26 protein-coding genes are annotated in these 24,191 nt (G+C 45.1%); 6 read left to right on the forward strand and 20 right to left on the reverse strand.

The window, feature by feature from the left end:
• Nucleotides 1-128 precede the first annotated feature (128 nt).
• Together AB4585_RS12050 and AB4585_RS12055 are read right to left on the reverse strand one after the other, a co-directional pair.
• Complete coding sequence (locus tag AB4585_RS12050; protein ID WP_017058875.1) at nucleotides 129-623, reverse strand: DUF2780 domain-containing protein; 495 nt, start codon at nucleotides 621-623, stop codon at nucleotides 129-131.
• A 134-nt stretch (nucleotides 624-757) separates the two neighbouring features.
• Complete coding sequence (locus tag AB4585_RS12055; protein WP_008220519.1) at nucleotides 758-1,378, reverse strand: FKBP-type peptidyl-prolyl cis-trans isomerase; 621 nt, start codon at nucleotides 1,376-1,378, stop codon at nucleotides 758-760.
• Nucleotides 1,379-1,591: 213 nt separating this feature from the next.
• On the opposite strand from AB4585_RS12055, the gene AB4585_RS12060 reads away from it, so the two are divergent.
• Entirely contained in the window at nucleotides 1,592-2,176 is a 585-nt protein-coding gene (locus AB4585_RS12060) for a LysM-like peptidoglycan-binding domain-containing protein (protein ID WP_017068022.1), read from the forward strand.
• Between the two features lie 59 nt (nucleotides 2,177-2,235).
• On the opposite strand, the gene AB4585_RS12065 is transcribed toward AB4585_RS12060, so the two are convergent.
• From AB4585_RS12065 to AB4585_RS12110, 10 genes are all read right to left on the reverse strand, one after another.
• Nucleotides 2,236-3,084 (reverse strand): DMT family transporter, encoded by an 849-nt coding sequence (locus AB4585_RS12065; RefSeq protein ID WP_017063713.1) that lies wholly within the window; start codon nucleotides 3,082-3,084, stop codon nucleotides 2,236-2,238.
• Nucleotides 3,084-3,536 (reverse strand): GNAT family N-acetyltransferase, encoded by a 453-nt coding sequence (locus AB4585_RS12070; RefSeq protein WP_017058878.1) that lies wholly within the window; start codon nucleotides 3,534-3,536, stop codon nucleotides 3,084-3,086. Before AB4585_RS12070 ends, AB4585_RS12065 begins: the two co-directional genes overlap by 1 nt.
• Nucleotides 3,537-3,593: 57 nt before the next feature.
• The gene (locus AB4585_RS12075; protein WP_017058879.1) at nucleotides 3,594-4,160 is read right to left on the reverse strand and encodes a Crp/Fnr family transcriptional regulator; all 567 of its coding nucleotides are present in this window, start codon (nucleotides 4,158-4,160) and stop codon (nucleotides 3,594-3,596) included.
• Between the two features lie 71 nt (nucleotides 4,161-4,231).
• Nucleotides 4,232-5,986, reverse strand: coding sequence for a lysophospholipid acyltransferase family protein (locus tag AB4585_RS12080; protein ID WP_017058880.1), 1,755 nt, complete (start codon nucleotides 5,984-5,986; stop codon nucleotides 4,232-4,234).
• A gap of 12 nt (nucleotides 5,987-5,998) precedes the next feature.
• Complete coding sequence (locus tag AB4585_RS12085; RefSeq protein WP_017063714.1) at nucleotides 5,999-6,436, reverse strand: YHS domain-containing (seleno)protein; 438 nt, start codon at nucleotides 6,434-6,436, stop codon at nucleotides 5,999-6,001.
• Between the two features lie 12 nt (nucleotides 6,437-6,448).
• Nucleotides 6,449-7,198: an NRDE family protein gene (locus AB4585_RS12090; protein ID WP_017058882.1), complete on the reverse strand. Its 750-nt coding sequence runs from the start codon at nucleotides 7,196-7,198 to the stop codon at nucleotides 6,449-6,451.
• A 2-nt stretch (nucleotides 7,199-7,200) separates the two neighbouring features.
• Nucleotides 7,201-7,743 carry a hypothetical protein gene (locus AB4585_RS12095; protein WP_372155203.1) on the reverse strand — a complete coding sequence of 181 codons (543 nt, stop codon included), beginning with the start codon at nucleotides 7,741-7,743 and terminating at the stop codon, nucleotides 7,201-7,203.
• 19 nt (nucleotides 7,744-7,762) lie between these two features.
• Nucleotides 7,763-8,896, reverse strand: coding sequence for an ATP-grasp domain-containing protein (locus tag AB4585_RS12100; RefSeq protein ID WP_017058884.1), 1,134 nt, complete (start codon nucleotides 8,894-8,896; stop codon nucleotides 7,763-7,765).
• On the reverse strand, nucleotides 8,893-9,480 hold the full coding sequence (locus AB4585_RS12105) for a DedA family protein (RefSeq protein ID WP_372056148.1): 588 nt from the start codon (nucleotides 9,478-9,480) through the stop codon (nucleotides 8,893-8,895). Before AB4585_RS12105 ends, AB4585_RS12100 begins: the two co-directional genes overlap by 4 nt.
• 286 nt (nucleotides 9,481-9,766) lie before the next feature.
• The gene (locus AB4585_RS12110) at nucleotides 9,767-11,743 is read right to left on the reverse strand and encodes a bifunctional 2',3'-cyclic-nucleotide 2'-phosphodiesterase/3'-nucleotidase (protein ID WP_372155201.1); all 1,977 of its coding nucleotides are present in this window, start codon (nucleotides 11,741-11,743) and stop codon (nucleotides 9,767-9,769) included.
• A 414-nt stretch (nucleotides 11,744-12,157) separates the two neighbouring features.
• Here AB4585_RS12110 and cysD point away from each other — a divergent pair, with 414 nt between their 5' ends.
• The 4 genes from cysD (at nucleotide 12,158) to cysC (ending at nucleotide 16,986) form a co-directional block, all read left to right on the forward strand.
• Complete coding sequence (cysD, locus tag AB4585_RS12115) at nucleotides 12,158-13,102, forward strand: sulfate adenylyltransferase subunit CysD (RefSeq protein ID WP_226088532.1); 945 nt, start codon at nucleotides 12,158-12,160, stop codon at nucleotides 13,100-13,102.
• A gap of 18 nt (nucleotides 13,103-13,120) precedes the next feature.
• Entirely contained in the window at nucleotides 13,121-14,551 is a 1,431-nt protein-coding gene (gene cysN, locus AB4585_RS12120; protein WP_017063719.1) for a sulfate adenylyltransferase subunit CysN, read from the forward strand.
• A 65-nt stretch (nucleotides 14,552-14,616) separates the two neighbouring features.
• A complete protein-coding gene (locus AB4585_RS12125) occupies nucleotides 14,617-16,341 on the forward strand; it encodes an SLC13 family permease (RefSeq protein ID WP_017058888.1) in 1,725 nt (574 codons plus the stop codon).
• A 24-nt stretch (nucleotides 16,342-16,365) separates the two neighbouring features.
• On the forward strand, nucleotides 16,366-16,986 hold the full coding sequence (gene cysC, locus AB4585_RS12130; RefSeq protein ID WP_017058889.1) for an adenylyl-sulfate kinase: 621 nt from the start codon (nucleotides 16,366-16,368) through the stop codon (nucleotides 16,984-16,986).
• Nucleotides 16,987-17,149: 163 nt separating this feature from the next.
• On the opposite strand, the gene AB4585_RS12135 is transcribed toward cysC, so the two are convergent.
• The 7 genes from AB4585_RS12135 to AB4585_RS12165 form a co-directional block, all read right to left on the reverse strand.
• Complete coding sequence (locus AB4585_RS12135) at nucleotides 17,150-18,058, reverse strand: TIGR03899 family protein (protein ID WP_017058890.1); 909 nt, start codon at nucleotides 18,056-18,058, stop codon at nucleotides 17,150-17,152.
• Nucleotides 18,059-18,572: 514 nt separating this feature from the next.
• Complete coding sequence (locus AB4585_RS12140; RefSeq protein ID WP_017058892.1) at nucleotides 18,573-19,088, reverse strand: DUF3299 domain-containing protein; 516 nt, start codon at nucleotides 19,086-19,088, stop codon at nucleotides 18,573-18,575.
• A 14-nt stretch (nucleotides 19,089-19,102) separates the two neighbouring features.
• Complete coding sequence (locus AB4585_RS12145; protein ID WP_017058893.1) at nucleotides 19,103-20,362, reverse strand: ABC transporter permease; 1,260 nt, start codon at nucleotides 20,360-20,362, stop codon at nucleotides 19,103-19,105.
• Nucleotides 20,359-21,075, reverse strand: a complete 717-nt coding sequence (locus AB4585_RS12150) for an ABC transporter ATP-binding protein (RefSeq protein WP_017058894.1) — start codon at nucleotides 21,073-21,075, stop codon at nucleotides 20,359-20,361. Before AB4585_RS12150 ends, AB4585_RS12145 begins: the two co-directional genes overlap by 4 nt.
• 141 nt (nucleotides 21,076-21,216) lie before the next feature.
• On the reverse strand, nucleotides 21,217-21,939 hold the full coding sequence (locus AB4585_RS12155) for a DUF2796 domain-containing protein (protein ID WP_017058895.1): 723 nt from the start codon (nucleotides 21,937-21,939) through the stop codon (nucleotides 21,217-21,219).
• A 40-nt stretch (nucleotides 21,940-21,979) separates the two neighbouring features.
• On the reverse strand, nucleotides 21,980-22,270 hold the full coding sequence (locus AB4585_RS12160) for a DUF2607 family protein (protein ID WP_017063722.1): 291 nt from the start codon (nucleotides 22,268-22,270) through the stop codon (nucleotides 21,980-21,982).
• A 91-nt stretch (nucleotides 22,271-22,361) separates the two neighbouring features.
• The gene (locus AB4585_RS12165; RefSeq protein ID WP_017058897.1) at nucleotides 22,362-22,913 is read right to left on the reverse strand and encodes a YtfJ family protein; all 552 of its coding nucleotides are present in this window, start codon (nucleotides 22,911-22,913) and stop codon (nucleotides 22,362-22,364) included.
• Between the two features lie 253 nt (nucleotides 22,914-23,166).
• On the opposite strand from AB4585_RS12165, the gene AB4585_RS12170 reads away from it, so the two are divergent.
• Nucleotides 23,167-23,367 carry a DUF1107 family protein gene (locus AB4585_RS12170; RefSeq protein ID WP_017058898.1) on the forward strand — a complete coding sequence of 67 codons (201 nt, stop codon included), beginning with the start codon at nucleotides 23,167-23,169 and terminating at the stop codon, nucleotides 23,365-23,367.
• Between the two features lie 110 nt (nucleotides 23,368-23,477).
• Here the strand turns inward: AB4585_RS12170 and msrA are convergent, their stop codons facing one another.
• Nucleotides 23,478-24,107 (reverse strand): peptide-methionine (S)-S-oxide reductase MsrA, encoded by a 630-nt coding sequence (gene msrA, locus AB4585_RS12175; protein WP_017058899.1) that lies wholly within the window; start codon nucleotides 24,105-24,107, stop codon nucleotides 23,478-23,480.
• Nucleotides 24,108-24,191 lie beyond the last annotated feature (84 nt).

A 24,191-nucleotide genomic window follows, 5' to 3' on the forward strand; every position in this document is an offset into this window, starting at 1 on the left:
TGTCTCGTGTCTCGTGTCTCGTGTCTCGTATCTCGTATCTCGTATCTCAAATATCTTTTCTTCCACGCACAAAAAAGAGCACCGAAGTGCCCTTATTAGATTTTAAGCTAGCTATTAATAACTAACGATTATTGCCATATAGCTGAAAGTGAATCCATCAGGCCGCTCGTTGCACCTTGTGACTGCAGTGCTTGAAGAATGATGGGTGCAAATGTTGTAACCATTGATGGATCCATACCTAATCCAGAAAACGCACTTTCAACGGCACCTTGTGAGCTTAGTAGCGATGATAGACCAGTAGACTCAAGGCTCGACATACCCGGAATAAGTGTCGCGAGTTCTTTGTTGTCGGCTGTGCCAAGAGAGTTTTGTGCAAGGGCTAACATTGAACCAATACCGCCAACTGCTTGGTCGCTGGTAACAGAAGCTTGGTCAGCTACCGTATCCACAAGCGGTGTTGTTTCGTTCTGCTGAGACCACATATTCACTGCAGCCATCAGTGCAGTTTGGGATAGTTGGGAATAGTTGGTATCTGATGATGAACTGGTTTGTTCAGAGTCGCTAGTGCTAGCGCAAGAGACAACAGCTAGGCTGCTTAAAACTGTGATGAGTACTTTCTTCATTATTCGTCCTTAAGTAATAAAGTAATTTACTCTTTCACTATAAACGAAAAACGGCGATGTAGTCACATCGCCGTTGGATTATTTCAATTTTATTTACCTATAGTATTTTGTTTTACTAAAGGTTTTTATAAAAATTAAAGAATTGCTAGAAGTTCTACTTCAAATACTAGAGCAGCAAATGGTGGGATTGCAGCACCTGCGCCACGCTCACCGTATGCTAGATCTTGAGGGATGTATAGCTTCCACTTAGAGCCAACAGGCATCATTTGTAGAGCTTGTACCCAACCTTGAATTACGCCAGTTACTGGGAATTCAGCAGGTTGACCGCGAGATACAGAGCTGTCGAAAACAGTACCGTCAGTTAGTTCGCCGTGGTAGTGAACACGTACTTGCTTGTCTGCAGTTGGGATTTCGCCAGTACCTTCAGTTAGTACTTCGTACTGAAGACCAGACTCAAGAACCGTTACTTCTGAACGAAGAGCGTTGTCAGCTAGGAAAGCTTCGCCGTCAGCAGCAGCAGCTTTAGCTAGTTCTTGACGTGCAGCTTCACCACGAGTGTGTAGCTCTTGTAGTGCGTTGTTGATTTCGTCAACTTCGATAGCTGGCATGTCGCCAACTAGAGCTGTTGCGATACCAGCAGCGATTGCGTCAACGTTTAGGCCTTCAAGACCAGAACCAGCAAGTTGTTGGCCCATTTGTAGACCGATACCGTAGCTAGCTTTTTGCTCTACAGTTTCAAATTTTACTTCAGACATGAAAAGTCACTCTTTTTGTCAGTACGAAAAGGGTAAGAATACCAGTATTAGCAGCGTGAAGAAACGGCTAGTCCCTGATCACTTGCGCTTTACCGTGCCCAAATCACAGCCATGTCAATTTTCTCGCTTTGGGCCTTGTTGTGACGGAAAGATCTATACTGTTGGTACTTTGGTTTTTATACTGTAGTTATTCAATGTATAGGACGCAGTGGTATGAATCGTCGTCAAAAGAAAAAACAGAAAGTTGACCACTTAGCAGAATTCAAGGATCGACTGAATCAGGTCAAAGAGAAATTGAGTTCGATCGATGTGAAGAAAATGAAAACCTCGACAGCGCAAACTTGGGGTTCATTGCCGAAGTTACACCAAAGACTGTTGATGGTGATTTCTCCGATCGTACTGATATTACTTTTTGTGCCGCTACCAGAACCTAAAGTAGACACAGCTCCAACAACATCGCGCGTTGAGCTTGAAATAAACACCGTCGGCTTAAGCGAACAGCAAAATGCCAAGAACAGCTCATTAGAACCGAGTAACAAAAATTGGCAGGAGTACCTTGTTAAGCAAGGGGATACGTTAGCGCAGGTTTTTCGAAACAACGATTTGCCATTGTCTGACTTGAATGCGTTAGTGCGAATTGAAGGTGCAGATAAGCCGCTCAGTCAGATTCGTAAAGGCCAGCTGGTTCGTTTCAAACTTGCTGAAACTGGGCAGTTGGACATTCTTCAGCTAGAGAAAGGCGACACTTCGGTGATGTTCTTCCGCTTATCCGATGGTGGCTTTGGTCGCAGTAAGTAGATGAATAGTGAGCCTGAGTTAAAGCGCTTCACCAGACACAGATAAACGATAGAAAAGAGCTAAGCATTAGCTCTTTTTTTTGGTCGCTTGAAAGGGGCGAGTGGCAAGATGATAAGCATGATTCCGATAAAGGTTAATGTATCCGGAATCTCATCGAACCATATTGCACCTATTAGCGCGACAAACACCAATCCTGAATACTCAGCCAAGGCAATTTGGCTAGAGTGTGCTTTTTGATAGGCAGCAACCGCAAGGCCGTTGTAACTTAAGATTAGCGTCGCACTCAGGGCTATGTATCCCAAATGCTCCACAGACACTGGCTGCCAGTATAAGAAGCACAGTACTAATGAGGCTGGAATAGAGAATAAGGTTGTCCACCACAGCGTAGTGACCACCGTTTGCTCACTAGGAAGCTTTCTTACGAGTACATTAAATAGTGCTAGGGTGAGTGCTGTCCCCAAAGCAAACAGTGCCGCCCAATGAAATTGTGATGGCCTCAAGACAATCAATGCACCAATAAAACCTATGGTTGTGCCGATAACCTTGCCGAGTGCCGGTTGCTCTTTCAATAGCAACATTGAGAGCGGCAACATCAGTAAAGGCGCGACATAAAATACTGCGTTGGCGGTTGCCAAAGACAAGTGAGTGATCGCGACCACCATGCACCCACTGCCGATCAGAATTAACTGACCTCGAATGAAGGTTACCTTAGCCTGCTGTAAGCGCCGTTGTTCTTTTTTCTGCTGTAGCCACAAAGGGGTGATGATGACCAGAGATATCAACTGTCGGAAAAAAATATACTGTAAGGGCGGTACTTCGCCATTTAACAGCTTTACCGCTACGTCGGAAAGCGAGGCAAACAAGTTACCTGCAACCAACAATAGAATACCGGCAGTGATATTCGTCATTATTTTTCTAATCTCATGTCTATATGAGGAATGTCATCTTCGAGATACATATCCGAGATGGTGTTGAAGCCGTGGCTCGCATAGAAGTTTTCTAGGTGTTGCTGCGCGCCAATATCAATGGCCGTATTTGGCCAAAGAGCCTCGCAGCGTGTTAATGCTTCTTTGATTAATTGATGCCCCAAGCCACCACCTCTTGCCGATTGCTTGGTTGCGACTCGACCGATGCTGGTGTTGTCGTAAGAGGTACCTGGTGGTAATAAACGTGCACACGCTACCAACTCTTCATCAGCATAGCCAAGCAGGTGCTCAACACCCGCGAGTGTATCTTTACCGTCCAGCTCTGGATAAGGACAAGTCTGCTCGACCACAAATACATCGACTCTTAATTTAAGTAGTTGATAAAGCTGTTGTGTTGAGAGTTCAGAAAAAGGAATTGAGTGCCAAGTGATCATGTTTACATCCAGAGATTATCGATGCTCTGAATGTACTATGCGTGATGATTGTTGGCATTAACTATTGTTAATTCGACCTTTAATTCTGCTCAGGCTGATTGCGGTGATTCCTAGATAAGCGGCAATTTGATTGTCATTTAAGCGCTGCTCAAGGTCGGGATAGTGCTCGCAGAACAGCTGATAACGTTGCTCTGGTGTATAGAGCAGCATGAAGCGTTCTTTGTTTTCCTTATGCATCAGCTGTGTTTCTAACAGCTTTAAATACAAAGGATTATTTGATGCACGCCACTCGATAACCGCATTCATTGGCAGCTCTAACATGGTGATGGGAGTCAGCGTTTCTAATAGGTAAGGGGACGCTTGGCTTTTTATCAGACTCTCAAAGCCGATGATCCAATCTTGTTCCCAATAGAACTCTTTACTGTATTGCTTACCATCATCAGTGAGGTAGCAGGCATGGCACAAGCCTTCAAGTACAAAGTAGATTGAACTCGCCATCTCACCTTGATTGATCAAGATGTGTCTGGTTGGCAACTCAAGTGGCTTGGCGACAGCAACTAGAGATTCAATCTGGCTTTCAGAGAAGTCGAAGCTTTGTAGTTGTTCGATAAAAGAGGTGTGCATGAAAATAACCTAACCCAAATAAGTGCCGAAATCATCGCACTTATTTGGAGAGAGGTACAGAGCGGGATAAATCAGCGGCGTGCGTGTTGCTCTAGGTAATCTTGAGCAAGCTCTCTGCCCATGTATTTACCCAGAGTCTTCAGTGGTACCTTTTTAAGGTTCACCACAATCAAGCCATCCAAGGCATCATTAAACGATGGGTCGACATTAAAACACACCAGTTTACCGTTCATCCCTAGATATTGGCGCAGCAGTACCGGCAGGCCTTTACCTTGCTCCATGCGTGCTAACACTTTAGAGAGCAGAGGCACACTCGCCAGTGAAGAGAGCAGGTGATTTTGCCAGAACACATGACTGCTGGTATTGAGTGGTGACGAAGGTGAAACCAAATTCGCCTTTTCCTCATCATAATGGTGGATTGATAACGTGGTCGCGATCAACAGACGCGCATTGTGGCTGTAATCATTGCTGATACTGACTGGGCCGAACAGATGGGTATATTGAGGGTGACGAGACACAAAGGTCGCAATGCCTTTCCACAATAGTAACAGTGAGTTCAGGCTCTTTTGGTAAGGTTTACTTACTACCGATCGCCCAAGCTCAATGCTGTTTTCTAGAGTATCAATGAATTCTTGGTTGTAGTTAAACAGGCTACGAGAGTAAAGCTGATCAAGCCCGTGCTCAGCGATGAGTTTGTCGACCATACCGAGTCGATACGCGCCAACCAGTTCTGCCTTGGTTTTATTCCACACAAACAGTTGATGGTAGTAAAGGTCATACTCATCTAAATCACAGGCCAGCCCGCTGCCTTCTCCGACTTCTCTAAAGCTTTCTTCTCTTACTCGACCAATCTCGCGCATTAAGTTAGGAATGGATTGGCTTGGTGTGCAGTAGACCTCAAAGTTCCCTTGCTCGAGCAGTTTCATCTCTTCAGGGAGTGAGTCTATCTCTATTGATAAGACTTCTGGTGGAATAGGCGCTATCACTTGGGTATCGAAAGAGGGCGCGTGGATTGGCGTGTTCGGACTATCTTGTTGACTCATTAGATAGGTATTAAGTCGTAGGTAGTTGACGATATCCATCTCTTTTTCAAACGATTTTATCTCTGAATACGGAATCGATGAGCCAATCGAGATAGAGATAGTTGTCGCTTGTTTATTAAGAAGTTCACGCCCGAGTAGAGCGGTTCTCAACAGTGGATGAACACGACCCGCTTGATAGAAAAGCTCACTGTTCTTGCCATTGATAAAGATAGGTACCGTGGTGGCTTGGTGACGTTTGACGAATTTCGCTACCGACTTGCTCCACTCGATGTCTGTCAGTGTTTTTGCCCCTTTACGGTAGCTTGATACTTCACCTGCTGGGAATACAATCAATAGTCCACCATCAGCCAAATGACGATTGGCATCTCGAATCGCTTTGGCATTGGTGCGTTTCGATTCTTTACTGTTAAAGACATCGACACCGATGAAAAGATCATCCAGTTCAGGCAGGCGCTTAAGTAACTCATTGGCCAGCACCTTCACATCCTTTCTTACTGATCCTACGAGATCGGCAAGGATCACGCCTTCGATGGCGCCAAGCGGGTGGTTCGCCACAATCACGACAGGCCCTTCTTCCGGGATGTTTTCCGTGCTTCCCGATGCAACCGAGTAGTCGATATTGAGCGCCGACAGAGTGTAATTCATGAATTCGAAGCTAGATAACTCGTTTTTACGATCTTGGTAGAGTCGGTCTAGCTTAGATAGCCCAGTTGCCCACTCGACAACAGACTCACCTAAACCAAAAGGCGTGTAACGTGGTAAACGAAAAGGACTATCAATCATAATGAAATTACCTTACTTAATCAGTTGCGGCCAAACTTTATCGGCTTGTTGAATATGCTGTGCTTGGTCTTGTTCCCAGCGCTGCTTAATCTCTTGGTCGTAGTTAAGATAAAGTTTGTCATCAACTATGGTCCAATACTGTGGGTCACCTGGTGCGAAGTCGTTTTTGGCAGAAACGGCCCATGCGCAATAACCACCATATTGAGGGGCATATTTTTCAGGATTATTAACAAATAAAGTCAGATTCTTTTCAGAAGAGAAATACCAGTCCGCGCCTTTGTACTCTGTGCTGAACTTCTTGCTCCCTTCAACAGGCTTCCCAGACGTGAAATAAGCCACGGTATCGTAGCCATCGAGTGCCTTACTGCTAAAGAAGCCGGTATAGATTTCATCGGCGGCAAATACGTACGGGCTAACAAGTAGCAGAACCATGGTGAATAGTTTTCTCATGATGGACTCCATCTATAGATTGATTGCGGGTGATAAATCAAAGGTAAAGCGCTGCTGATTTATCTGACATGGTTTAATGGGTTCGCATGGTGAGCCGGGTGCATAAAACATAGAGGCTTGACCATGCAGGTTACGTAAGTGTGTAAAGCTCACGGTATGTGCGTCTTCGCGATGCATACAGGTCGCTAAATGAGGTTGCTCATTGTGATGGTGAGAGTGGAACATCAGTAAGTTCTGTTGATTCTTACCTGCCGCCATGAGCTGATCATATTTTGCTTGTCGGTAGGCTTGCACTCGCTCTAAATCAACACCGGATGAGAAGAGTGGAGAATCAGTGTCGACTATTTTCTGTTGAATACCATCCCACATGTAGGCGATAACCAGACCATTGTGTTGGGTTAGATTGGGCGCGAAAGCTAGCAAGGTAAATGGGGCAAAAGAGTGTAGGTCTAGCTTGTGAAACGCTTCAGATAGCTGACTGATATTACGACTCGATGATAGGTTTTTAAGTAGCAAACCGCGGCTTACTAAAGGACCAACGGGCACTGTGCCTTGATAGTTATTGAGTAGGCATAGCGAAAGCCCGAACTCATTAATACTTATCCAGCTACCGCCGCCAGTTGGGTCGAGTGGCATAATGATATCGACACCGTTGACTCGATATTGTCTGGGTGGCATTGCCAGTGCTCGCGTCTTTTGTTCATCACGATTAAAAAAGACCTGATAACCATTCTCTTCAAGCAGCCAAGATACTGAACACATGATTATTGCTCCCTCAGATAGCTGTTGGTGGTTGGGGCATAACCCAAGGTGTTGCAGGTCTCGACGTCTAGGAAGGTGGTGATCACCTTGATCATCGCGTAATGATGATTGGCATGCAGTGCGGCAAAGGTGACCTCTCTTTCGAGCGTTGAAGGCAGGCTTGCGAACACTTGAGCATCCATCGAAACCTCGGTTTGGATCATGATAGGCGCTTCGAGATCTCGACGGTCTAATCGTTCAAGCCAGTTGATCACATAGTGGATCTCTTTGACTGCAATAGAGCGGTCGTATTCGACAGGATGACCACGACGACGAGTGTTGTAATCAACGGTCTCATCCTCTTTTAAAATCAAGGCGTGAAAAAGATCCAGTGTGTGACGAGTATGTTCACCGATAGAGCTTGTAACGTGTGGCTTTGCTCGTGTCAGGTAATCGCTGTCAGAAATCGCTAACAAAAACTCTAGACCCTGATTCAATATCTCTACCGCTCCCTTGATACTAGGAGAGAAAGAAGTAAGGGCGCTCGGTTGGGCTATGGGGTTCATTCATGATCCTCGTGCAAAGTTAGTCGGTAGTCGGATATTGTTGAACAAGACGTCGCTCTTCTTGCCACGCCGCAAATAAGCTCTTGAAAGAAGGGGATTGGTGGCCTCGTTGTTTTTGCTGAGCGCCAATATCAAAAAGAATGCGATATTGCAGGAGTAGCGTAGAAAATATCTCTCGTAATGGGGTGTTGCGATCCCAGATATGTCCAGCCTCACTGCTTGCGCCATTGACCTCAAGAATCGTGAAATCCTCACCGTTCATTAGGCTGTACATGTCTTTAAACTTGACGTCGAGTCGACCAAAGTGAAAGCCATCGAAGTCGTCGAATATCTCGTCTAAGCGTTCTGTTAGAGCCTGAGTGATGTATTGATTACCGTCTCGGAAGATACAGCCACGGCTATGGCTGCCTGCAAACGCGAGTTGGAACTCTTCACCCTCTGCGAGCACTTGATCCAATTTATCTTCATGCCTTGGTAGATACAGGTGGCTGAGTTGCCCAGCGCGCGGGCTGTTTTCAATTAACTGCTTGAGTGTCGACTTGCCATCACCCATCACCATTGGCGCATATTTGAGTGTGATCGAGATGATCTCACCTTGCTTTTTATTTGGGTAACGAACGTAGAAAACACCCGCTTCGGCTTGATAAGGCGCCTTTTTTTGCAGTAGAAAGCGAGCATTATTTGGGAAAGATTCGACATATTGCTCAAGTTGAACTTGGTTGTTGATCAGCTTAACGCCAACACCTCGACAGCCAAGATCCGGCTTAGCCACGATAGGGAAATCAAGATCCGTTTGTATGAGTGCGCTGCGTGCGTCTTCGGCTTGTTTTTTACTGCCGAGATCCGTTTTGGTTAGGGTTATAAACGGTGAGATCCAACGCTGACTTGAAGATCCGGCAAGGCTCAATATCTCATGTTTTGATTCGCCTACCATGCCGCTTAACTTAATGCTTGGATTGGCGATGAGCGGCAGCGCCCAGTCAAAGTGCCGTAACCCTTGCATCAGGCTTTGAATGACCACTGGCGTGTAGAAGAACCAAGTCGGAAGAAACTCATAAGGAGAGACACTTCGCACGGTATCTTTTTCAAGCAGAGGCATACCTGCATTAATTTGATGTGCGGGAATGATGCGAATATCTTGCGGTGAACTCATGATAGCCCTCTAGAGTAGGTTTTATTCATTAATCGATTGCCGATAAACAGCAAAACGATGGCACACGGGATGATGATCCATTGATATTCAGAGGCTTGCAGCCAGGCTGATGTCCCTAAATAGTAGATGGCAGAGAAGACAATGCCAGTCCAGAGCGCAGTTGCGCCGATGACGGCAAATAAGAAAGTAGGCAGTGGGATGGCGAAAAAGCCACTCAGAGTAAAACCAACGGTGCGTAGCCCAGGAATAAAGCGGATAACAAAAAGGCTGCTGAATGCGTTTTGGCGTAATTTGGTACGAAGCGAACGAAAGTACTTATTGGTGAGGGCTTTATATCGAACGCCTCGGAAGTAACGTCCTGATTTACCAAGGTAATAAAGACCAAGATCACCAGTGGCAATGCCAATGAAAATTGCAAGTAACGCATATTGCGGTGGGATGAGTGCTTGAGTCGCTAAACCAGCGGCCGTCACGATTGCCAGATCTTCAAGCAGGTAAGAAAGCGCGATAATGCCAAGCATCAGCCATAGCAGCGACTCCTCCCCTGAATGTAACCATGCTTGAATGCTCTCGACGGTGCCCATCAAATGTCCTTATCTATCCTATAGATGAATGGCTTACCGGCCATTCATTGAGTGTAGTAAATTAAATAGACAGGAGGAGCTCAGAAAAACTTACAGCGAATTGCTGCTTTTTTACGTTGATTGGATTCAATAGGTGATTTGAGGTGTGCGATATTAGGCGAAGAATGAGCAGGAGTTTAAGCTTCGAAAGCTGAGGCCTTACACTAAGAATTTAGATAAGAAAAGAAAAAGGCTGAGTCGTTAAACTCAGCCTTTTAGAAGGTTAACTATTGATTACTAGAGTAATCTATTTAGTTAGATCAATTTGGTAAACGCCGAAACCAACATCGTCAGTGGCAACACGTTTCATTGGGTATTGACCCTTCTCTTTAATGAACTGTACCGCTTTCTCACTTGGCGACGTTTCAAAGCGGATATCTAGCTTTTTATCCGTTTTGATTGGTGCGAATGACCAGTTGTTGTCAGCTGTTGGGCTCACTTGGCCTTGCTCTTTGCTTACGCGAGAGATGTAGTTCGCCAGTACAGTACGGTTCTCATCTGGTGCATCAAATGCGATGAAGTCTTCACCTGTGCCTGGGAATTTAGCGCTGTAAGCTCGGTAGTTGTTGGTTGCGATCAGGAAGTCTTGCTTCATGTCGATTGGCTTACCTTGGTAAGTTAGGCCAACAATACGCTGAGAATCAGGGTTAACGACTTTACAGTTTGCATCGTATTTCGCAGGCTGAGTTACGTCGATTTGGTAATCCACACCGTCGATAACATCGAAGTTGTAAGTACGGAAGTTATCCCACTCAATCAGCTGTTGTGGTGCTGTTGAGTTCACATCGATTTGGTTGAATTGGCCAGCAGAACACTCAAGCCACTCTTTTACTTCGTGACCTGTTACCTTCATTGCAACTAGCGTGTTCGGGTAAAGGTATAAGTCAGCCGCGTTACGGAATGTCAGTTGGCCAGATTCAACCTCAGTGAAGTTCGCTGGGTCATTCTTACGGCCACCGGCTTTGAATGGCGCAGCAGCAGAAAGTACTGGTGTACCGTCTAGGTCTGGGTCACCTTGGATGAACTGTTCAACGTAATCTTTCTGTGCAAGGTTAACAATCTGCACTGTTGGATCGTCTTGTACTAGAGACAGGAAGCTGTACATCACGTCGTCTGCTTTACCAATTGGTTGGTTAACAAACTCACGAGTACCTGCGTGGTCTTTTTCTAGTGCTGTTACGATGCCTTCATCAGCATCTGCAAGTGATTTCTTCTCGATCTTGTCGTAGATAGGGCGTGCTTCTGATTGGCCTTTTACTACTTCCCACTTACCGTCTTTTTGTGCAAGTGTTAGGTCCATAACACCAACGTGGCTACCCCAACGACCTGGCATTACTGCTGCAACGCCGTTCATTGTGCCAGTTTCGTTGTCGATGCCTTGAATGTCATCAAAACCTTTACCTGGGAACACTGCGTGAGAGTGGCCGAATGCGATTGCATCTATGCCGTCTACTTCAGATAGGTAGAACGTTGAGTTCTCTTCGCCATTTCTGTATGGGTCCGTTGATACGCCTGAGTGAGGGATAGCAACGATAACTTCAGCGCCTTCCGCTTTCATTTGAGGCACTAACTCGTTAGCTGTCTCAATGATATCGCGAGCGATTACTTTACCTTCAAGGTTCTTCTTATCCCACGTCATGATTTGTGGTGGAACGAAACCGATGTAGCCGACTTTTACTTCATGCTCTACGCCTGCAGTATCTTCTAACGTGTGCGTCTTGATGATGTAAGGTGTGAAGTAGTGTTCTTTGGTTTTTGCGTCGTAAACGTTAGCACTGATGTACGGGAAATCAGCGTCGTTGATTGACTCTTCTAGGAAATCAAGACCGTAGTTGAATTCGTGGTTACCTAGGTTTGCAGCGTCGTAGCTTAGCTGGTTCATAGCTTTGTATGCAGGGTGAACTTCGCCTACTTCGATGCCTTTGTCTGCCATGTAGTCACCCATTGGGCTACCTTGCAGCAAGTCACCGTTATCAACTAATACGCTGTTGGTTACTTCGCTTTGAGCTTCTTTTACTAGAGTTGCAGTACGTGCTAAGCCAATTTTTTTCGATGGCTTGTCTTTGTAGTAGTCGTAATCCATTAGGTTGGTATGGATATCCGTCGTTTCTACGACACGTAATTTAATCACTTCATCGGTATCTGGTGTTGTTGTGCAGCCTGCTAAAGTCAAACCAAGACCCGCAAGTACAGCCAATGACAAAGGTTTCATTGCAACTTTCATTTTGTAGCTCCAAAGTGGATAGTAGAAAATTCGTTGCGTAATGTAACAAAACCGAATGAAACAATGATTACAACGAATGTCAATTCGTGACTTAGATCGATTACTTTATGGTGTTCTGCAAGACGCCTCCCAAACCTGATTAATCGATGTGCAACTGATATCGATAATATTAGTCCATTCATTTCACCTGCTTATCGGTAAATTCAATCCCTTATCAGCTTTTCGAATAAAAAATGAAATTTTAGAATTTCCAGTAATATGAGAGGCTCGTCATAATGCCTATATCAAGGACGTATCAGGCAGATGAATAGCAAGGATAGCTCAAAACGAAGCTTCTGTTTTCTTCTAGTGCCAATACTCCCATTCACTCAAGTGGATGAGTTAAATCCCTTGCTTGGCAAGACCAAGTAATGAATTGCTCGTAACGCGAGCCTTAAAGGAAGCACTGAAATGGACCAAGAACGTTTAACCCACCTAAAACAGCTCGAAGCGGAAAGTATTCATATTATCCGTGAAGTAGCGGCTGAGTTTGATAACCCAGTGATGATGTACTCCATCGGAAAAGATTCTTCTGTGATGCTTCATTTAGCTCGCAAAGCGTTTTATCCAGGCAAGATTCCATTCCCGTTATTGCATGTAGATACGGATTGGAAATTCCGCGAGATGATTGAGTTTCGTGATCGTACGGCTAAAAAGTACGGCTTCGACCTTTTAGTACATAAGAACCCAGAAGGTATTGAGATGGGTTGTAGCCCATTTGTACATGGTTCTTCGAAGCACACTGACATCATGAAAACACAGGGCCTTAAGCAGGCGTTAAACAAGTATGGGTTCGATGCGGCTTTTGGTGGTGCGCGTCGTGATGAAGAAAAATCTCGTGCGAAAGAACGTGTTTATTCTTTCCGTGATAAGAACCATACGTGGGATCCAAAAAACCAGCGTCCAGAGCTTTGGCACACCTACAACGGTCAGGTTAATAAGGGCGAAAGCATTCGTGTCTTCCCGCTATCTAATTGGACTGAGCTCGATATCTGGCAATACATCTATCTAGAGAGCATCGATATTGTTCCACTTTACCTTTCAGACAAACGCCCTGTAGTTGAGCGTGATGGCATGCTGATCATGGTTGATGATGACCGTATGGAGCTGCAAGAAGGTGAAGTGATTGAAGAGAAAAGCGTTCGTTTTCGTACTTTAGGCTGTTACCCATTAACCGGAGCGGTTGAATCTGAGGCGAATACGCTAACGGGCATTATTGAAGAGATGCTGGTGGCGACGTCTAGTGAGCGTCAAGGTCGAGCGATTGACCATGATCAGTCGGGCTCTATGGAGCTGAAAAAGCGCCAAGGTTATTTCTAAGAATCTAAGGAAAGAAAAATGAATAGTGCAGTAGAAGCCGAATTGGCTGAACTAGGGATTGAAGGTTATCTAAGTCAGCATCAGCATAAATCTATGCTTAGATTTTTAACTTGTGGCTCGGTAGATGACGGTAAAAGTACGCTAATCGGTCGCTTACTCCATGATACAAAACAGATTTATGAAGATCAGCTAGCGGCGGTTCACTCGGATAGCCAACGAGTGGGAACGACAGGTGAGAAACCTGATTTGGCACTGCTTGTTGATGGTCTGCAGGCTGAGCGTGAGCAAGGGATCACGATCGATGTGGCTTACCGCTACTTCTCGACTCAAAAACGTAAGTTCATTATTGCTGATACTCCTGGGCATGAGCAGTATACGCGCAACATGGCAACAGGCGCTTCAACGTGTGATCTGGCGGTGATCTTGATTGATGCTCGTAAGGGCGTTCTGGATCAAACACGTCGTCACTCGTTTATCTCTAACCTGCTTGGTTTGAAGCATTTCATCGTTGCTGTAAACAAGATGGATCTTGTGGAGTATTCACAAGATCGTTTTGAAGAGATTCGCGATCAGTATCTAGAGTTTGCAGAAAACCTAGAAGGCGAAACCAATATTCAGATCTTGCCAGTATCGGCGCTTGAAGGCATCAACGTTGCTGCACCAAGTAAAGAGCTTGCATGGTTCGAAGGCCCATCTCTGCTAGAAGTGTTAGAGAACGTCGACATTGACCAAAAGCGTTCGGCAGGTGAATTCCGATTCCCAGTTCAGTACGTCAATCGTCCTAACTTAGACTTCCGCGGTTTTGCTGGCACCGTTGCCTCTGGCCGTGTCAGTGTCGGTGATGAAATCAAGGCGCTGCCGTCGGGTAAAACCTCTAAGGTTGCACGCATTGTAACTTTTGATGGTGATTTGGAGTCTGCGCAAGCGGGCTTGGCAGTAACACTGACCCTTGAAGATGAGATTGATATCAGTCGTGGTGATTTGATTGTGCTAGAAAACGCGCAGATTGAATCCACTAACCACGTATTGGCTGACATCGTGTGGATGACAGAGCAACCATTGCAACCGGGCAAAGCTTACGACATCAAGATCGCAGGCAAGAAAACCGTCGGTCAGGTTGAAACAGTTCGCCACCAATATGACATCAACAACCTGTCGACCCACGCTGTCGATGAGTTACCACTGAATGGTATTGGCTTGTGTGAATGGTCTTTGAACGAGACTGTTGCATTGGATAAATACCGTGAGAGTGCGGATACCGGTGGCTTCATCGTTATCGACCGTCTAACCAACGTGACGGTTGGTGCGGGTTTGATTCGAGACCGTTTGGACTCTGTTGAACAGCAAGTCGGTAACTTCTCTGCATTTGAACTTGAGTTCAACGCATTGGTTCGCAAACATTTCCCTCATTGGGATGCCAAAGATCTAAGCCAACTACTGAAGTCATAAACGACCAAGTAACAGCTTATTGAATTAGGCGGAAACCGATCGTTTCCGCCATAAAGGACGGGTATATGTGGCAACAAGGATTTGTATTAGCGATTTTGCTCGGCATCATTACTTGCCTGCTCGTTACCCGTATTAAGCCAAGCTTTATATTTGCTGGCGCGGCGTTTATTGCTTTTATGGCTGGCATGATCGACTTGTCGAGCTTAGCCAATAACTTCACTAACTCCTCGTTACTGACTTTAATTCTTCTTATCCTCGCATCAAGTGCGTTGGAGAAAACTCGCTTAATCAGTTGGGTTAGCCGCAATATCTCTGAAGGTAGGCTAGGCACCGTGGTTGCGAAGTTGGGTATTTCCACAGCGTTACTTTCTTCTTTTACCAATAACACGGCAGTGGTGGTTTCTTTGATCGGTGCGATCAAACGTAATCAACAGCACGCGCCATCTAAGTTACTTATCCCTTTGTCATACGCTGCCATTTTAGGTGGCACCCTGACATTGATCGGCACATCAACCAACTTGATCATCAATAGCTTTGTTGAAGATGCCGGATTGCCGAGCTTAAACTTTTTCACACCCACCTTGATCGGTTTAGCTGTTTTGATCGGCGGCGTGTTGATCCTTATTCCTCTTAGCTATTTTTTACCCAGCTACGATGATGGTTCTCAAGATGATCTGCCTTACTTTTTAGAAGCCAGAGTGGAGCCGGGCTCACCGTTAGTTGGTCGCAGCGTAAGTGAAAACAACCTCAGAGCATTGAGAAAACTGTTCTTAGCGGAAGTGATTCGAGACGGTAAGACCACCGCATCTATTGACCCTGATTTTATTCTTCAAGCTCGCGACCGATTGCTGTTTTGTGGTGATGTAGAGAGTGTTGCAACACTGCAAGAAATCCAAGGTTTAACCCTGTTTGGTCAGCATCATTTGAATGGCCAGAGCTTTGTTGAAGTGGTGGTGAGTTCGTCGGCAAGCTTCTGTAACAAAACCCTGAAAACCAGCCAATTTAGAGATCGTTTCGATGCGGTTGTGGTTGCTATTCGTCGTGGCCATGAACGCCTAGAAGGTGGGCTAGGGAATATCACATTGACCGCTGGTGATACCTTGATTTTGGTTCCAGGTAAACGCTTTGAAGAACAGCGCCAACAACACAACAAAGAGTTTGTGTTGATGAATGACTTAGATTCGAGTGCCAAGCTTGATGCCGACAAATCGACGTTCGTGTTGCTCGGCTTTGCTAGCGTGATTGGTTTAGCCCTTATCGATGCAGTACCTATTATCAAAGGCTTAGCTGGTTTTCTACTGTTGCTGGTGGCATTTGGCGTGGTGCAACTGGGTGAGCTCCGCCGCCGTTTCCCAGTCGACATTGTGGTGATCGTGGGCTCTGCACTTTCTATTGCTCAACTGATGATTTCATCGGGTTTATCTGAGCGGATGGGGCTGATGTTTATGGAGGCGTTTAATGGCTGGGGCGTATTCGGTGCGTTAGTTGCTACCTACTTTATGACTTTGGTTTTGACAGAGCTGGTGACCAATAATGCGGCTGCAGCACTCTCATTTCCGATTGGCTACAGTATGGCAGTAGGTTATGGCGTTGACCCTATGCCGTTCATCATGGCGGTACTGTTTGGTGCCAGTGCCAGTTTTATATCTCCATACGGTTATCAAACCAACTTACTTGTTTATAGCGTAGGTAATTACCATTTAACGGATTACCTACGTATCGGCATACCAATCTCGATTGTATATTCGGGCTTGGTGCTGACCCTAATTCCTTATTTTTTCCCATTTTAATGCTGTTTATTTAAAGGACTAATTATGACCGCAGTACTCAAACCCAAAGATGAGAATGTTGTGTGGCATCAACACTCGATTGATAAAACATTTCGCGCGGATCTGAAATCACAAAAGCCAGCCGTGCTCTGGTTCACGGGGTTGTCTGGTTCTGGTAAATCGACAGTCGCTGGAGCATTAGAAAATCGCTTGGCACAGATTGGTTACCATACTTATTTATTGGATGGCGACAATGTGCGTCATGGATTATGTAGTGACCTTGGCTTCTCTGAGCAAGATCGTCGAGAGAACATCCGTCGTATTGGTGAGCTTGCTAAATTGATGGCAGATGCAGGCTTGATCGTGTTGTCAGCCTTTATTTCTCCGCATCAAGCTGAAAGGCAACTCGTGAGAGATTTATTGCCGGAAGGTGAGTTTCTTGAGGTGTTCGTCAATACGCCATTAGAGGTTTGCGAACAGCGTGATCCTAAAGGTCTGTATAAGAAAGCACGTGCCGGAGAGATCCCGAACTTTACAGGTATTAGTTCAGTGTACGAAGCGCCTCAGAACCCTGAGATTGATCTACCTGCAGGTGAGAAGACACTCGATGAATTGGTCGAACTGTGTATTGATGCGTTGGAGAAGCGAAATATTTTAGCCAATTGAGATCGTTGGTACGACTAAGGCTGTTCACTTACTTATCGACTTATTCATGACTGATAAGTAGTACAGCCTTGGTTTACCGAGACAAGAAACCTATCCCCTAGATTCTCTTTATTCCTCTTAATACTTCACTTCTTACATCGTCTATTTTAGCTCCGTAGAGTGTCTAGACGGTGTAATTCACGCTGCTTTTCACTTCTGTCTGTACTGTGAATTTCTGGCTCAATAGTGCAATCAGTTGATCGTAATACTGCGTGTTTGGCTTGTTACCGAGCAAGGTACAAAGCTCATTGCCTGTAGGGCTGAATCGGTAGTAAACCAGCTTCACGCCTTTTGATAATGGTGCCAGTGACATGCTCTTACCTTGATAGGTTAGGTGCAGGGCTGGATCGAAATCAATCTCTCCGGATTCTAATTCTGTGCCCAGAATAATCCCGAGCTCTATCAAGTGGAGCAAGCTGGAGTAGGGCAGGTTGTGCCCACCAAGGTTGATGGTGTTGGTGGTGTCCCTTTTGCCAAAGTTGAATAGCCCAGCATGAGATTTAAAGCCGAGTAAGAGCTTTCTGCTGTTATCGCTACCAAAACTGCAGCCTAATGAAGCTGCTCTTTGTAAGGTCAGTGCTTCCTTTGGCGTCATGTCTTTTAAGATTTGCAGTGCCTTCATCGACGTCGAGCCTGGGTTGGTGACTTCTCGTTTCAGTACTTGAGCCCATAGCCTCTGCATCGATGTATTGTGGATCTCTTGTGCCATGTCGAAGAAACGGTATAGCCAGTCCTGATCCGGGTCTCCAGCCGCTTCATCCTTACATGAAGAGTGCGCCAACTTTAGAATCTGTTCTAGGTTCTTTTGGCGAAGCTCTCTACGTTTTTTCTCTCGCAATAGTGCCCGTTCGATAAGCGTACTCTCAGCTTTATCCTTTGGCTTGGCACTATGACTAATTAAGAAATCGAGGCCGAAGCTTTGTGCGATGTGCAGCATTCTGCTGGCACTGTCGGCAATATGAGGCTTTTTCTCATGCTTTTGCTGTGTATCGCTAGCATGCTCAATGATCACTGGCTGTTTGGTTTCTGACATAAGAGTACCGTTAGGAGACGACTCAAGACCAATCGTAGTAAATAATTGCTCGCTCTAGCTTGTTAAAACGCTCGATAACGGCGTTAGAACTTTTGATTGTAGAATAACCACTTATCAAAAAGCTCCGCCTGGTTCTCAAGCCTTTTTTCTACGCTATTTCTGAACACTTACTTATTGTGATTGGTATAACTGTCTAAAATGTAACTCTTTATCTTATTGGTGGCTAGATTTTGCGTGCAGAGTTGAAGGTTTCAACAAAATTTTACTTTTGCTAGTGATAATAAAATGTTAAATTTGTTGTAATTCTCAAGGAGGAGTTATGAATCAAGCCAATGATAACAAGCTGAAGAAACAGCTTAGTATAGGGTTATTACTCGCGACTTATGTCGCTGTTCTAGCTTACTTATCTAATTACATCGCGTAATTCAGAAGAAAATTATCGTTATTAAACTGTTATTGAATGATCACACTCGTTCAGTGACGGCAGCTCATCCTTGAGCCACCCTTCTAATGACTACATGTCGTCATACTCTTCAATCGCAGTACCTTCAATAAGATAACCGGTTTGCGCTAAGTCATGGCTGATTGACTCAGTTTTCAGCGTTCCGACCAAATAGATCACATCCCATAACTGCTGTATTGGTGCACCTTTCGGGAACTTCACGTAGATGATTTGGTTCGGTGGCGGCGGTGGCACGTGGATACATGCGCCAAAGTACGGTACCAGCAGAAACTCAGTGATCATATTCTCATCACCTTCCAATGGAATCACAAAGCCAGGAATCTTCACTGTGCTGCCATTCAGCTCTGGGCGAACAGCACCAAGTGTCGATTGTTGAGGTTTGTCCATACTATTGTGGTCAACCATCGGCATACCAAATGAATCTAGCTGAGCACGTTCTGATTCTGGAATCAAATCAATCCATTCAAGTGTTAATACCGATTCGTCATTCTGAGTGGTTTCAGCGTGAGCTGTACTGATAAATGGGAACAGAAGTAGCCCAAGTATCAGTAGGAATTTGCGTTGCATCGTAGGTTCCTATTTTAGATTCGAATCGTCATGCCATCAGACAATGACTGGCGGTAAGCCCTGAAAGCGGGAATAAAGCCGATAATGATTCCGGCAACTTGTACCAGCATAAGCAGTTTCCACTCATGCGGTGTGATTGCGGATATCGATATGTTGATACCATAACTTTGTTGCACAATAGGAGCAACCACTGCGATCAGCGCAAACAGCACTGCAACACCTAATGTAATGCCAAGGAAGGTTAGTGCACTGGCTTCACTGATCAGTAAACCAAACACATGACGAGGTCTTGCGCCCATCGCACGTAGGATAGCCATCTCTCGACGCCTTTCTTGCAAGCTAGTGAGTAGGCTACTGAGCATACCCAATAATCCGGCGACAACAACAAACCCTGAAACAATCAGTAGTGCTTGTTCTGCTACAGCCATCATTCCCCACAATTCGTGAAGCGCAATGCCCGGCATAATGGCGCTTAAAGGTTCTTGGCGGTAGTTATTGATTTCTCGTTGCAGTGCGAAGGTTTGGATCTTCGATTTAAGGCCAACCATCATCGCGGTAATCTGCTTCGGTTGGAAGTCACGTTGCTTTAGCGCTTCAGCATTCGGTGTGTGCCCGAGGTTGGCACCTGATTCCCAGCCAACATGAATTGCTTCGATTGCCTCTAGCGATACGTGTACGGTTTTGTCTACTGGTGTTCCTGTTGGCGCGAGTATTCCCACAATCTTGAAGGGCAGATTATCGTGACGGCTAAACGCAACATCACTGATACCGTGCGCAAGAATGATTTGATCACCTATTTTGTAATCTAGCTTCTTCGCGACGTCGGCACCAATCACTACGTCAAATAGCTGATTAAACTCTTTGCCTTGCTGAAAAGTAAGTGGTTGCTTACTTCCATAGCGATAATTCTCGAAGTAGCTATGGTTCGTGCCCATTACGCGGAAGCCTTTATGTGAATCACCCAATGAGATTGGGATCGCCCACTTTACAGCGTTGTGCTGGCTAAATTCTTCATAGCTTTTCCAGTCGATGTTGTTGGTCGCATTACCGATTCTAAATACGGAATAAAGCAGCAGGTTTACCTGACCAGAGCGGCCACCGACGATAAGGTCAGTACCTGAAATCGTATTGGCGAAGCTGCTCTTAGCTTCGGTTCTTACACGTTCCACACCGAGTAATAGAATGACGGATACAGCCACAGTGAGAATAGTTAGAATGGCTGTGGCTTTACGGTTGAGTACGCTTTTTAAGGCTAAGTGAGTAATTACTTTCATACGACAACCTTAGCTTGGTTAACGGTTTTTAAATCTATGGTTCGAGTGAACAACTTTTCTAGTGTTGGATCATGGCTAACAAAGATAAGAGTAGAACCTGCCTGGTTGGCTTGTTCTAACAACAGTTCGATAAAAGCTTCTCGGTTGTCATGATCCAAAGCCGAGGTTGGCTCGTCGGCAATAATGATTTTGGGTTGGCCGATCAAAGCACGAGCGGCAGCAACACGTTGTTGTTGACCGATGCTTAACTCGGTAACGGGCTTGTCCATTAAAGCTTGAGGTAGTTTTAATCTGAGTAACAACTCTCGAGCCGTCTCTTGTAAGCTTTTCTGGCTTTCAGCGACTTGCTGTTTACGTATCTGTGAAAACTGGCAAGGAAGCGTCACGTTATCGATAACTGATAGATAAGGAAGCAGGTTAAATTGTTGGAAAATATAACCAATATGATCGGCTCTGAATTTATCTCTTTGACGAGGTGTAAGCTGAGTGAGGTCTTGATCAAGGATAGAGACTTCTCCTTGCTCAGCTTGGTTGATTCCGGTCAGTAGCCCTAACAAAGTTGATTTTCCACAACCACTTGGCCCTTTAATAAAAAGGTGCTCTTGGGCTTGGATGTGAAGAGAGGGGATCTCTAACGTTGGTGGTAATTCAGGCTTCCAACGAAAGCTGATATTTTCGAGTTTGACCACAAGTGATGAACTGTCAGAAGACATGCTAGCTCCAATAATTAAAGCGGTGTATCTACTGGACAGTAATTTGAAACATAAATTCCCAGGAACACACCGATTTGAACAGCCAAGTAAGCGATGACTTACCTGGCTGTTTATTTTACGTTTAATCCGATCTAGGAGTGATTAGAATCGGAAACTAATACGCTCTGCGTTAAGCACTTCTTGTACTTGAGCTGTGTCTGTTAGTAGGTTCACCGTCATTTTTTCAGTGTTGCTGAACTTAGAGAACCACTGAGTGCTAACTGTGTCTAGCTTAGCAACATCTGAACATTCATAGTGGTACTCAACAGTGAACTCACCGTGGCCACCTTCTGAGTGATCGTGGCCTTCATGATCGTGGTGGTCGTGACCTTCGTGGTCATCATGATCGTGCTCAGCGTGGTCATGGTCTTTGTGGTCATCATGATCGTGTTCAGCGTGGTCATGGTCTTTGTGGTCGTCATGATCGTGTTCAGCGTGATCATGGTCTTTGTGGTCGCCATGACCGTGTTCCGCATGGTCATGGCCTTCATGGTCGTCATGACCGCCTTCTAAGGTGTTTGCTACTGACTTGAACTTCAGAGTACAACTCGCATTGTTAAAACTAAACAGCTCTTCTGGCTTGTTTAATTGTGCGATAGCCTGTTCAAACACTTTCTTCTGTTCTGCAGTTTTTGGAGCATGTTCAAACCCAACCACATCTGCGCCTGGAGCTGTTACTTCAACAAGCAATTCTTGCCCATCTTGCGCGATGTTTACTTCAACTTGGCCATGTACGTGTGCATCATGAGAGCGGAATTCTTCGTTAGCTAGAACATTTGTAGAGACAGTCATGCCGATAACAACGGCTAAAAAAGTAGGTTTCATGTTTTTTCCTGAATAAAGGTTAATTAAAAAGTAGTGGTAATTAAGCGATATTTACAGGAGGTGAGCGTGCCAAATAAGCGAAATATAGCCGCTGTAGTGAAGTTACTGACTCTGTGATAGCGACAGTAAATTCCGAATGGAACTCTGGAATCTGTGGTAGTGAGTGCGCTGTGATGAACTGATTAAGCGAAAACAGCTCACAATGGTGTGAGGTGTGGTGCTCTGGTGCGATATCCACAATGTGTGTTGCGGCTAACACGCTTAACATGAGCATAAGCCCAAGCAAGAAGCCTGTTTTGCGTTTCACATTGTTGGGTGTGTTTTGCCACATCAGGATGATTAACCACAGAATTAAAAAAAGGATACTGTTATAATATAACAATATCCTTTGGTTAGGTCTCGAAAAAGACGCGAATATCTTATTAAAGGCTCGCTTTAATCAACTCAATGACTTGAGTGACTTCTGATTCGTTTAATGCACCTTCTTTTACAAACAAGATTTTACCTTGATTGTCTTGAACGATAATCGCTGAGCTTTCTTCTTTTAGAGCCCATGTTGACGCAACGGCGCCGTCTTCATCTAGGACCATAGAAGACCATGGAAATTCTTCTTTGCTGCTTTCGGCAGAGGACTTAACAAAAGACCCAGTACCCCAAATCGCATCATCTTGGTTGATGATAGTGGTGGTTTGGTAGCTGTCTTCTGAGAATTTCGATGCGGTAATGGCTGCCATCAGTGGTGCGTTGAGCTCTTTAGAGCTGCTGCGGCCAGCGATAGCTTGAACGACGCGAACTTTACCTAGAAGATCATTGGTTGCCCAAGCTTGATATCCAGTATTTCCGTCGTTTAGAACAATCTCACCATAGTTACTCACATCGACGGCAGGCAGGGTAGCGCCTACTGATAGGTTGTGAGCATTGGCGAAGAGTGGAGAGGCTGCGGCTAGAAAAGCCAGTAGAGTTTTGTTTTTCATTATATTTTTGTTCCGCTTATTGGTTTGCACAGGAAGTATAATATGAAATTTGAAAAATGCCTCTTTAACTTTTTTATCGTACGACGTGGAAAGAAGTTGCAGGCTTGTTACCAAAAGGTATAATGCATCAATATCAAGATGAACAATAGATTATCTTGCTGTTTGCTAAAGGAATTAGCGATTAAATGTGCTTTGAACAGCGACGCTGTTCAGGTATGTGACTGTAGTACTCAAATGGAATTGAGGTTGTATTATGTTAAGAAAATTTTCTACTTACCGTCCACGTCAGGTGGCGCGTTTCGTTAAAGTCCTGTTCAAAGGCCAATTTGCTATTGAAGGTGTTGGAGAGTTTCGCTTCGACCAAGGCAAGGTGCTACTTCCTGAAGTTTCAGACAAACAAAAGCTCACTATTTTTAAAGAAGTTAACGGCACCATTGCAGCGTTGCCGGTGTAACTGAGCTTTATCGATTTGTCTTGCACCGAATAGATTAACAATGAAAAGGGCTTCCTGATGGAAGCCCTTTTTTAATGCGTGTCGTTCACGATGGTATGCCGAACGGCACTTTATTGTGGAGGGAAGCACACACCTGTTCCACCCAACCCGCAATACCCATTCGGATTTTTAGCTAGGTATTGCTGGTGGTAGGTTTCTGCGAAAAAATATTTTCCAGCAGGCAGAACTTCCGTCGTGATCTCGTTGCCTAAAGATTCAGTCATTGCTCGTTGATATTCACGTTTAGAGTGCTCAGCGATAGATTGTTGTTCTTCACTGAAGGTGTAAATCGCAGAACGGTACTGAGTCCCTAAATCGTTGCCTTGGCGCATCCCTTGAGTTGGGTCATGACGCTCCCAAAAGGTTTCAAGTATTCGAGCTAGAGAGGTTTGTTCACTATCAAATATGACACGAACGACCTCGGTATGGCCGGTTTGCCCAGTACATACTTGTTCATAAGTGGGATTAACTGTGTATCCGCCAGCGTAACCAACGGATGTTGAAATAACGCCATCCAATTGCCAAAACAAACGCTCAGCTCCCCAGAAGCACCCCATACCAAACAGGACTTCTTGTTGAGAGCCCGTGGGTGCATCGAGCAGGTCGGTTTGATTGACGAAATGGCGCTCAGTGATTCGAATTGGGTCAGCATTTCCCGGTAGTGCGGTTGCTGCAGAAACCAGTTGTTGTTTGTTTAGCATGTTATATTCCTTTTCGCATACGTTTACCGCGCTGGCTTTTATTTAACGTGGGTTCATATTAACTGTTGGTCAATATTGAATAAG

The sequence above is a fragment of the Vibrio sp. 10N.222.49.C9 genome (assembly GCF_041474985.1).
GTDB lineage: Bacteria > Pseudomonadota > Gammaproteobacteria > Enterobacterales > Vibrionaceae > Vibrio > Vibrio crassostreae_C.

Coding starts and splice junctions, on each gene's coding strand:
- AB4585_RS12090 (WP_017058882.1), bottom strand. CDS start 7,198: ATGTGTTCAGTATCTTGGCTGCTTGAAGAGAATGGTTATCAGGTCTTT.
- AB4585_RS12095 (WP_372155203.1), bottom strand. CDS start 7,743: ATGAACCCCATAGCCCAACCGAGCGCCCTTACTTCTTTCTCTCCTAGT.
- AB4585_RS12070 (WP_017058878.1), bottom strand. CDS start 3,536: ATGATCACTTGGCACTCAATTCCTTTTTCTGAACTCTCAACACAACAG.
- AB4585_RS12110 (WP_372155201.1), bottom strand. CDS start 11,743: ATGAAAGTTGCAATGAAACCTTTGTCATTGGCTGTACTTGCGGGTCTT.
- AB4585_RS12105 (WP_372056148.1), bottom strand. CDS start 9,480: ATGGGCACCGTCGAGAGCATTCAAGCATGGTTACATTCAGGGGAGGAG.
- AB4585_RS12100 (WP_017058884.1), bottom strand. CDS start 8,896: ATGAGTTCACCGCAAGATATTCGCATCATTCCCGCACATCAAATTAAT.
- AB4585_RS12080 (WP_017058880.1), bottom strand. CDS start 5,986: ATGATTGATAGTCCTTTTCGTTTACCACGTTACACGCCTTTTGGTTTA.
- cysN (WP_017063719.1), top strand. CDS start 13,121: ATGAATAGTGCAGTAGAAGCCGAATTGGCTGAACTAGGGATTGAAGGT.
- AB4585_RS12165 (WP_017058897.1), bottom strand. CDS start 22,913: ATGAAAAACAAAACTCTACTGGCTTTTCTAGCCGCAGCCTCTCCACTC.
- AB4585_RS12155 (WP_017058895.1), bottom strand. CDS start 21,939: ATGAAACCTACTTTTTTAGCCGTTGTTATCGGCATGACTGTCTCTACA.
- msrA (WP_017058899.1), bottom strand. CDS start 24,107: ATGCTAAACAAACAACAACTGGTTTCTGCAGCAACCGCACTACCGGGA.
- AB4585_RS12150 (WP_017058894.1), bottom strand. CDS start 21,075: ATGTCTTCTGACAGTTCATCACTTGTGGTCAAACTCGAAAATATCAGC.
- AB4585_RS12160 (WP_017063722.1), bottom strand. CDS start 22,270: ATGTGGCAAAACACACCCAACAATGTGAAACGCAAAACAGGCTTCTTG.
- AB4585_RS12065 (WP_017063713.1), bottom strand. CDS start 3,084: ATGACGAATATCACTGCCGGTATTCTATTGTTGGTTGCAGGTAACTTG.
- cysC (WP_017058889.1), top strand. CDS start 16,366: ATGACCGCAGTACTCAAACCCAAAGATGAGAATGTTGTGTGGCATCAA.
- AB4585_RS12170 (WP_017058898.1), top strand. CDS start 23,167: ATGTTAAGAAAATTTTCTACTTACCGTCCACGTCAGGTGGCGCGTTTC.
- AB4585_RS12075 (WP_017058879.1), bottom strand. CDS start 4,160: ATGCACACCTCTTTTATCGAACAACTACAAAGCTTCGACTTCTCTGAA.
- AB4585_RS12140 (WP_017058892.1), bottom strand. CDS start 19,088: ATGCAACGCAAATTCCTACTGATACTTGGGCTACTTCTGTTCCCATTT.
- AB4585_RS12135 (WP_017058890.1), bottom strand. CDS start 18,058: ATGTCAGAAACCAAACAGCCAGTGATCATTGAGCATGCTAGCGATACA.
- AB4585_RS12060 (WP_017068022.1), top strand. CDS start 1,592: ATGAATCGTCGTCAAAAGAAAAAACAGAAAGTTGACCACTTAGCAGAA.
- AB4585_RS12085 (WP_017063714.1), bottom strand. CDS start 6,436: ATGAGAAAACTATTCACCATGGTTCTGCTACTTGTTAGCCCGTACGTA.
- AB4585_RS12125 (WP_017058888.1), top strand. CDS start 14,617: ATGTGGCAACAAGGATTTGTATTAGCGATTTTGCTCGGCATCATTACT.
- AB4585_RS12145 (WP_017058893.1), bottom strand. CDS start 20,362: ATGAAAGTAATTACTCACTTAGCCTTAAAAAGCGTACTCAACCGTAAA.
- AB4585_RS12050 (WP_017058875.1), bottom strand. CDS start 623: ATGAAGAAAGTACTCATCACAGTTTTAAGCAGCCTAGCTGTTGTCTCT.
- AB4585_RS12055 (WP_008220519.1), bottom strand. CDS start 1,378: ATGTCTGAAGTAAAATTTGAAACTGTAGAGCAAAAAGCTAGCTACGGT.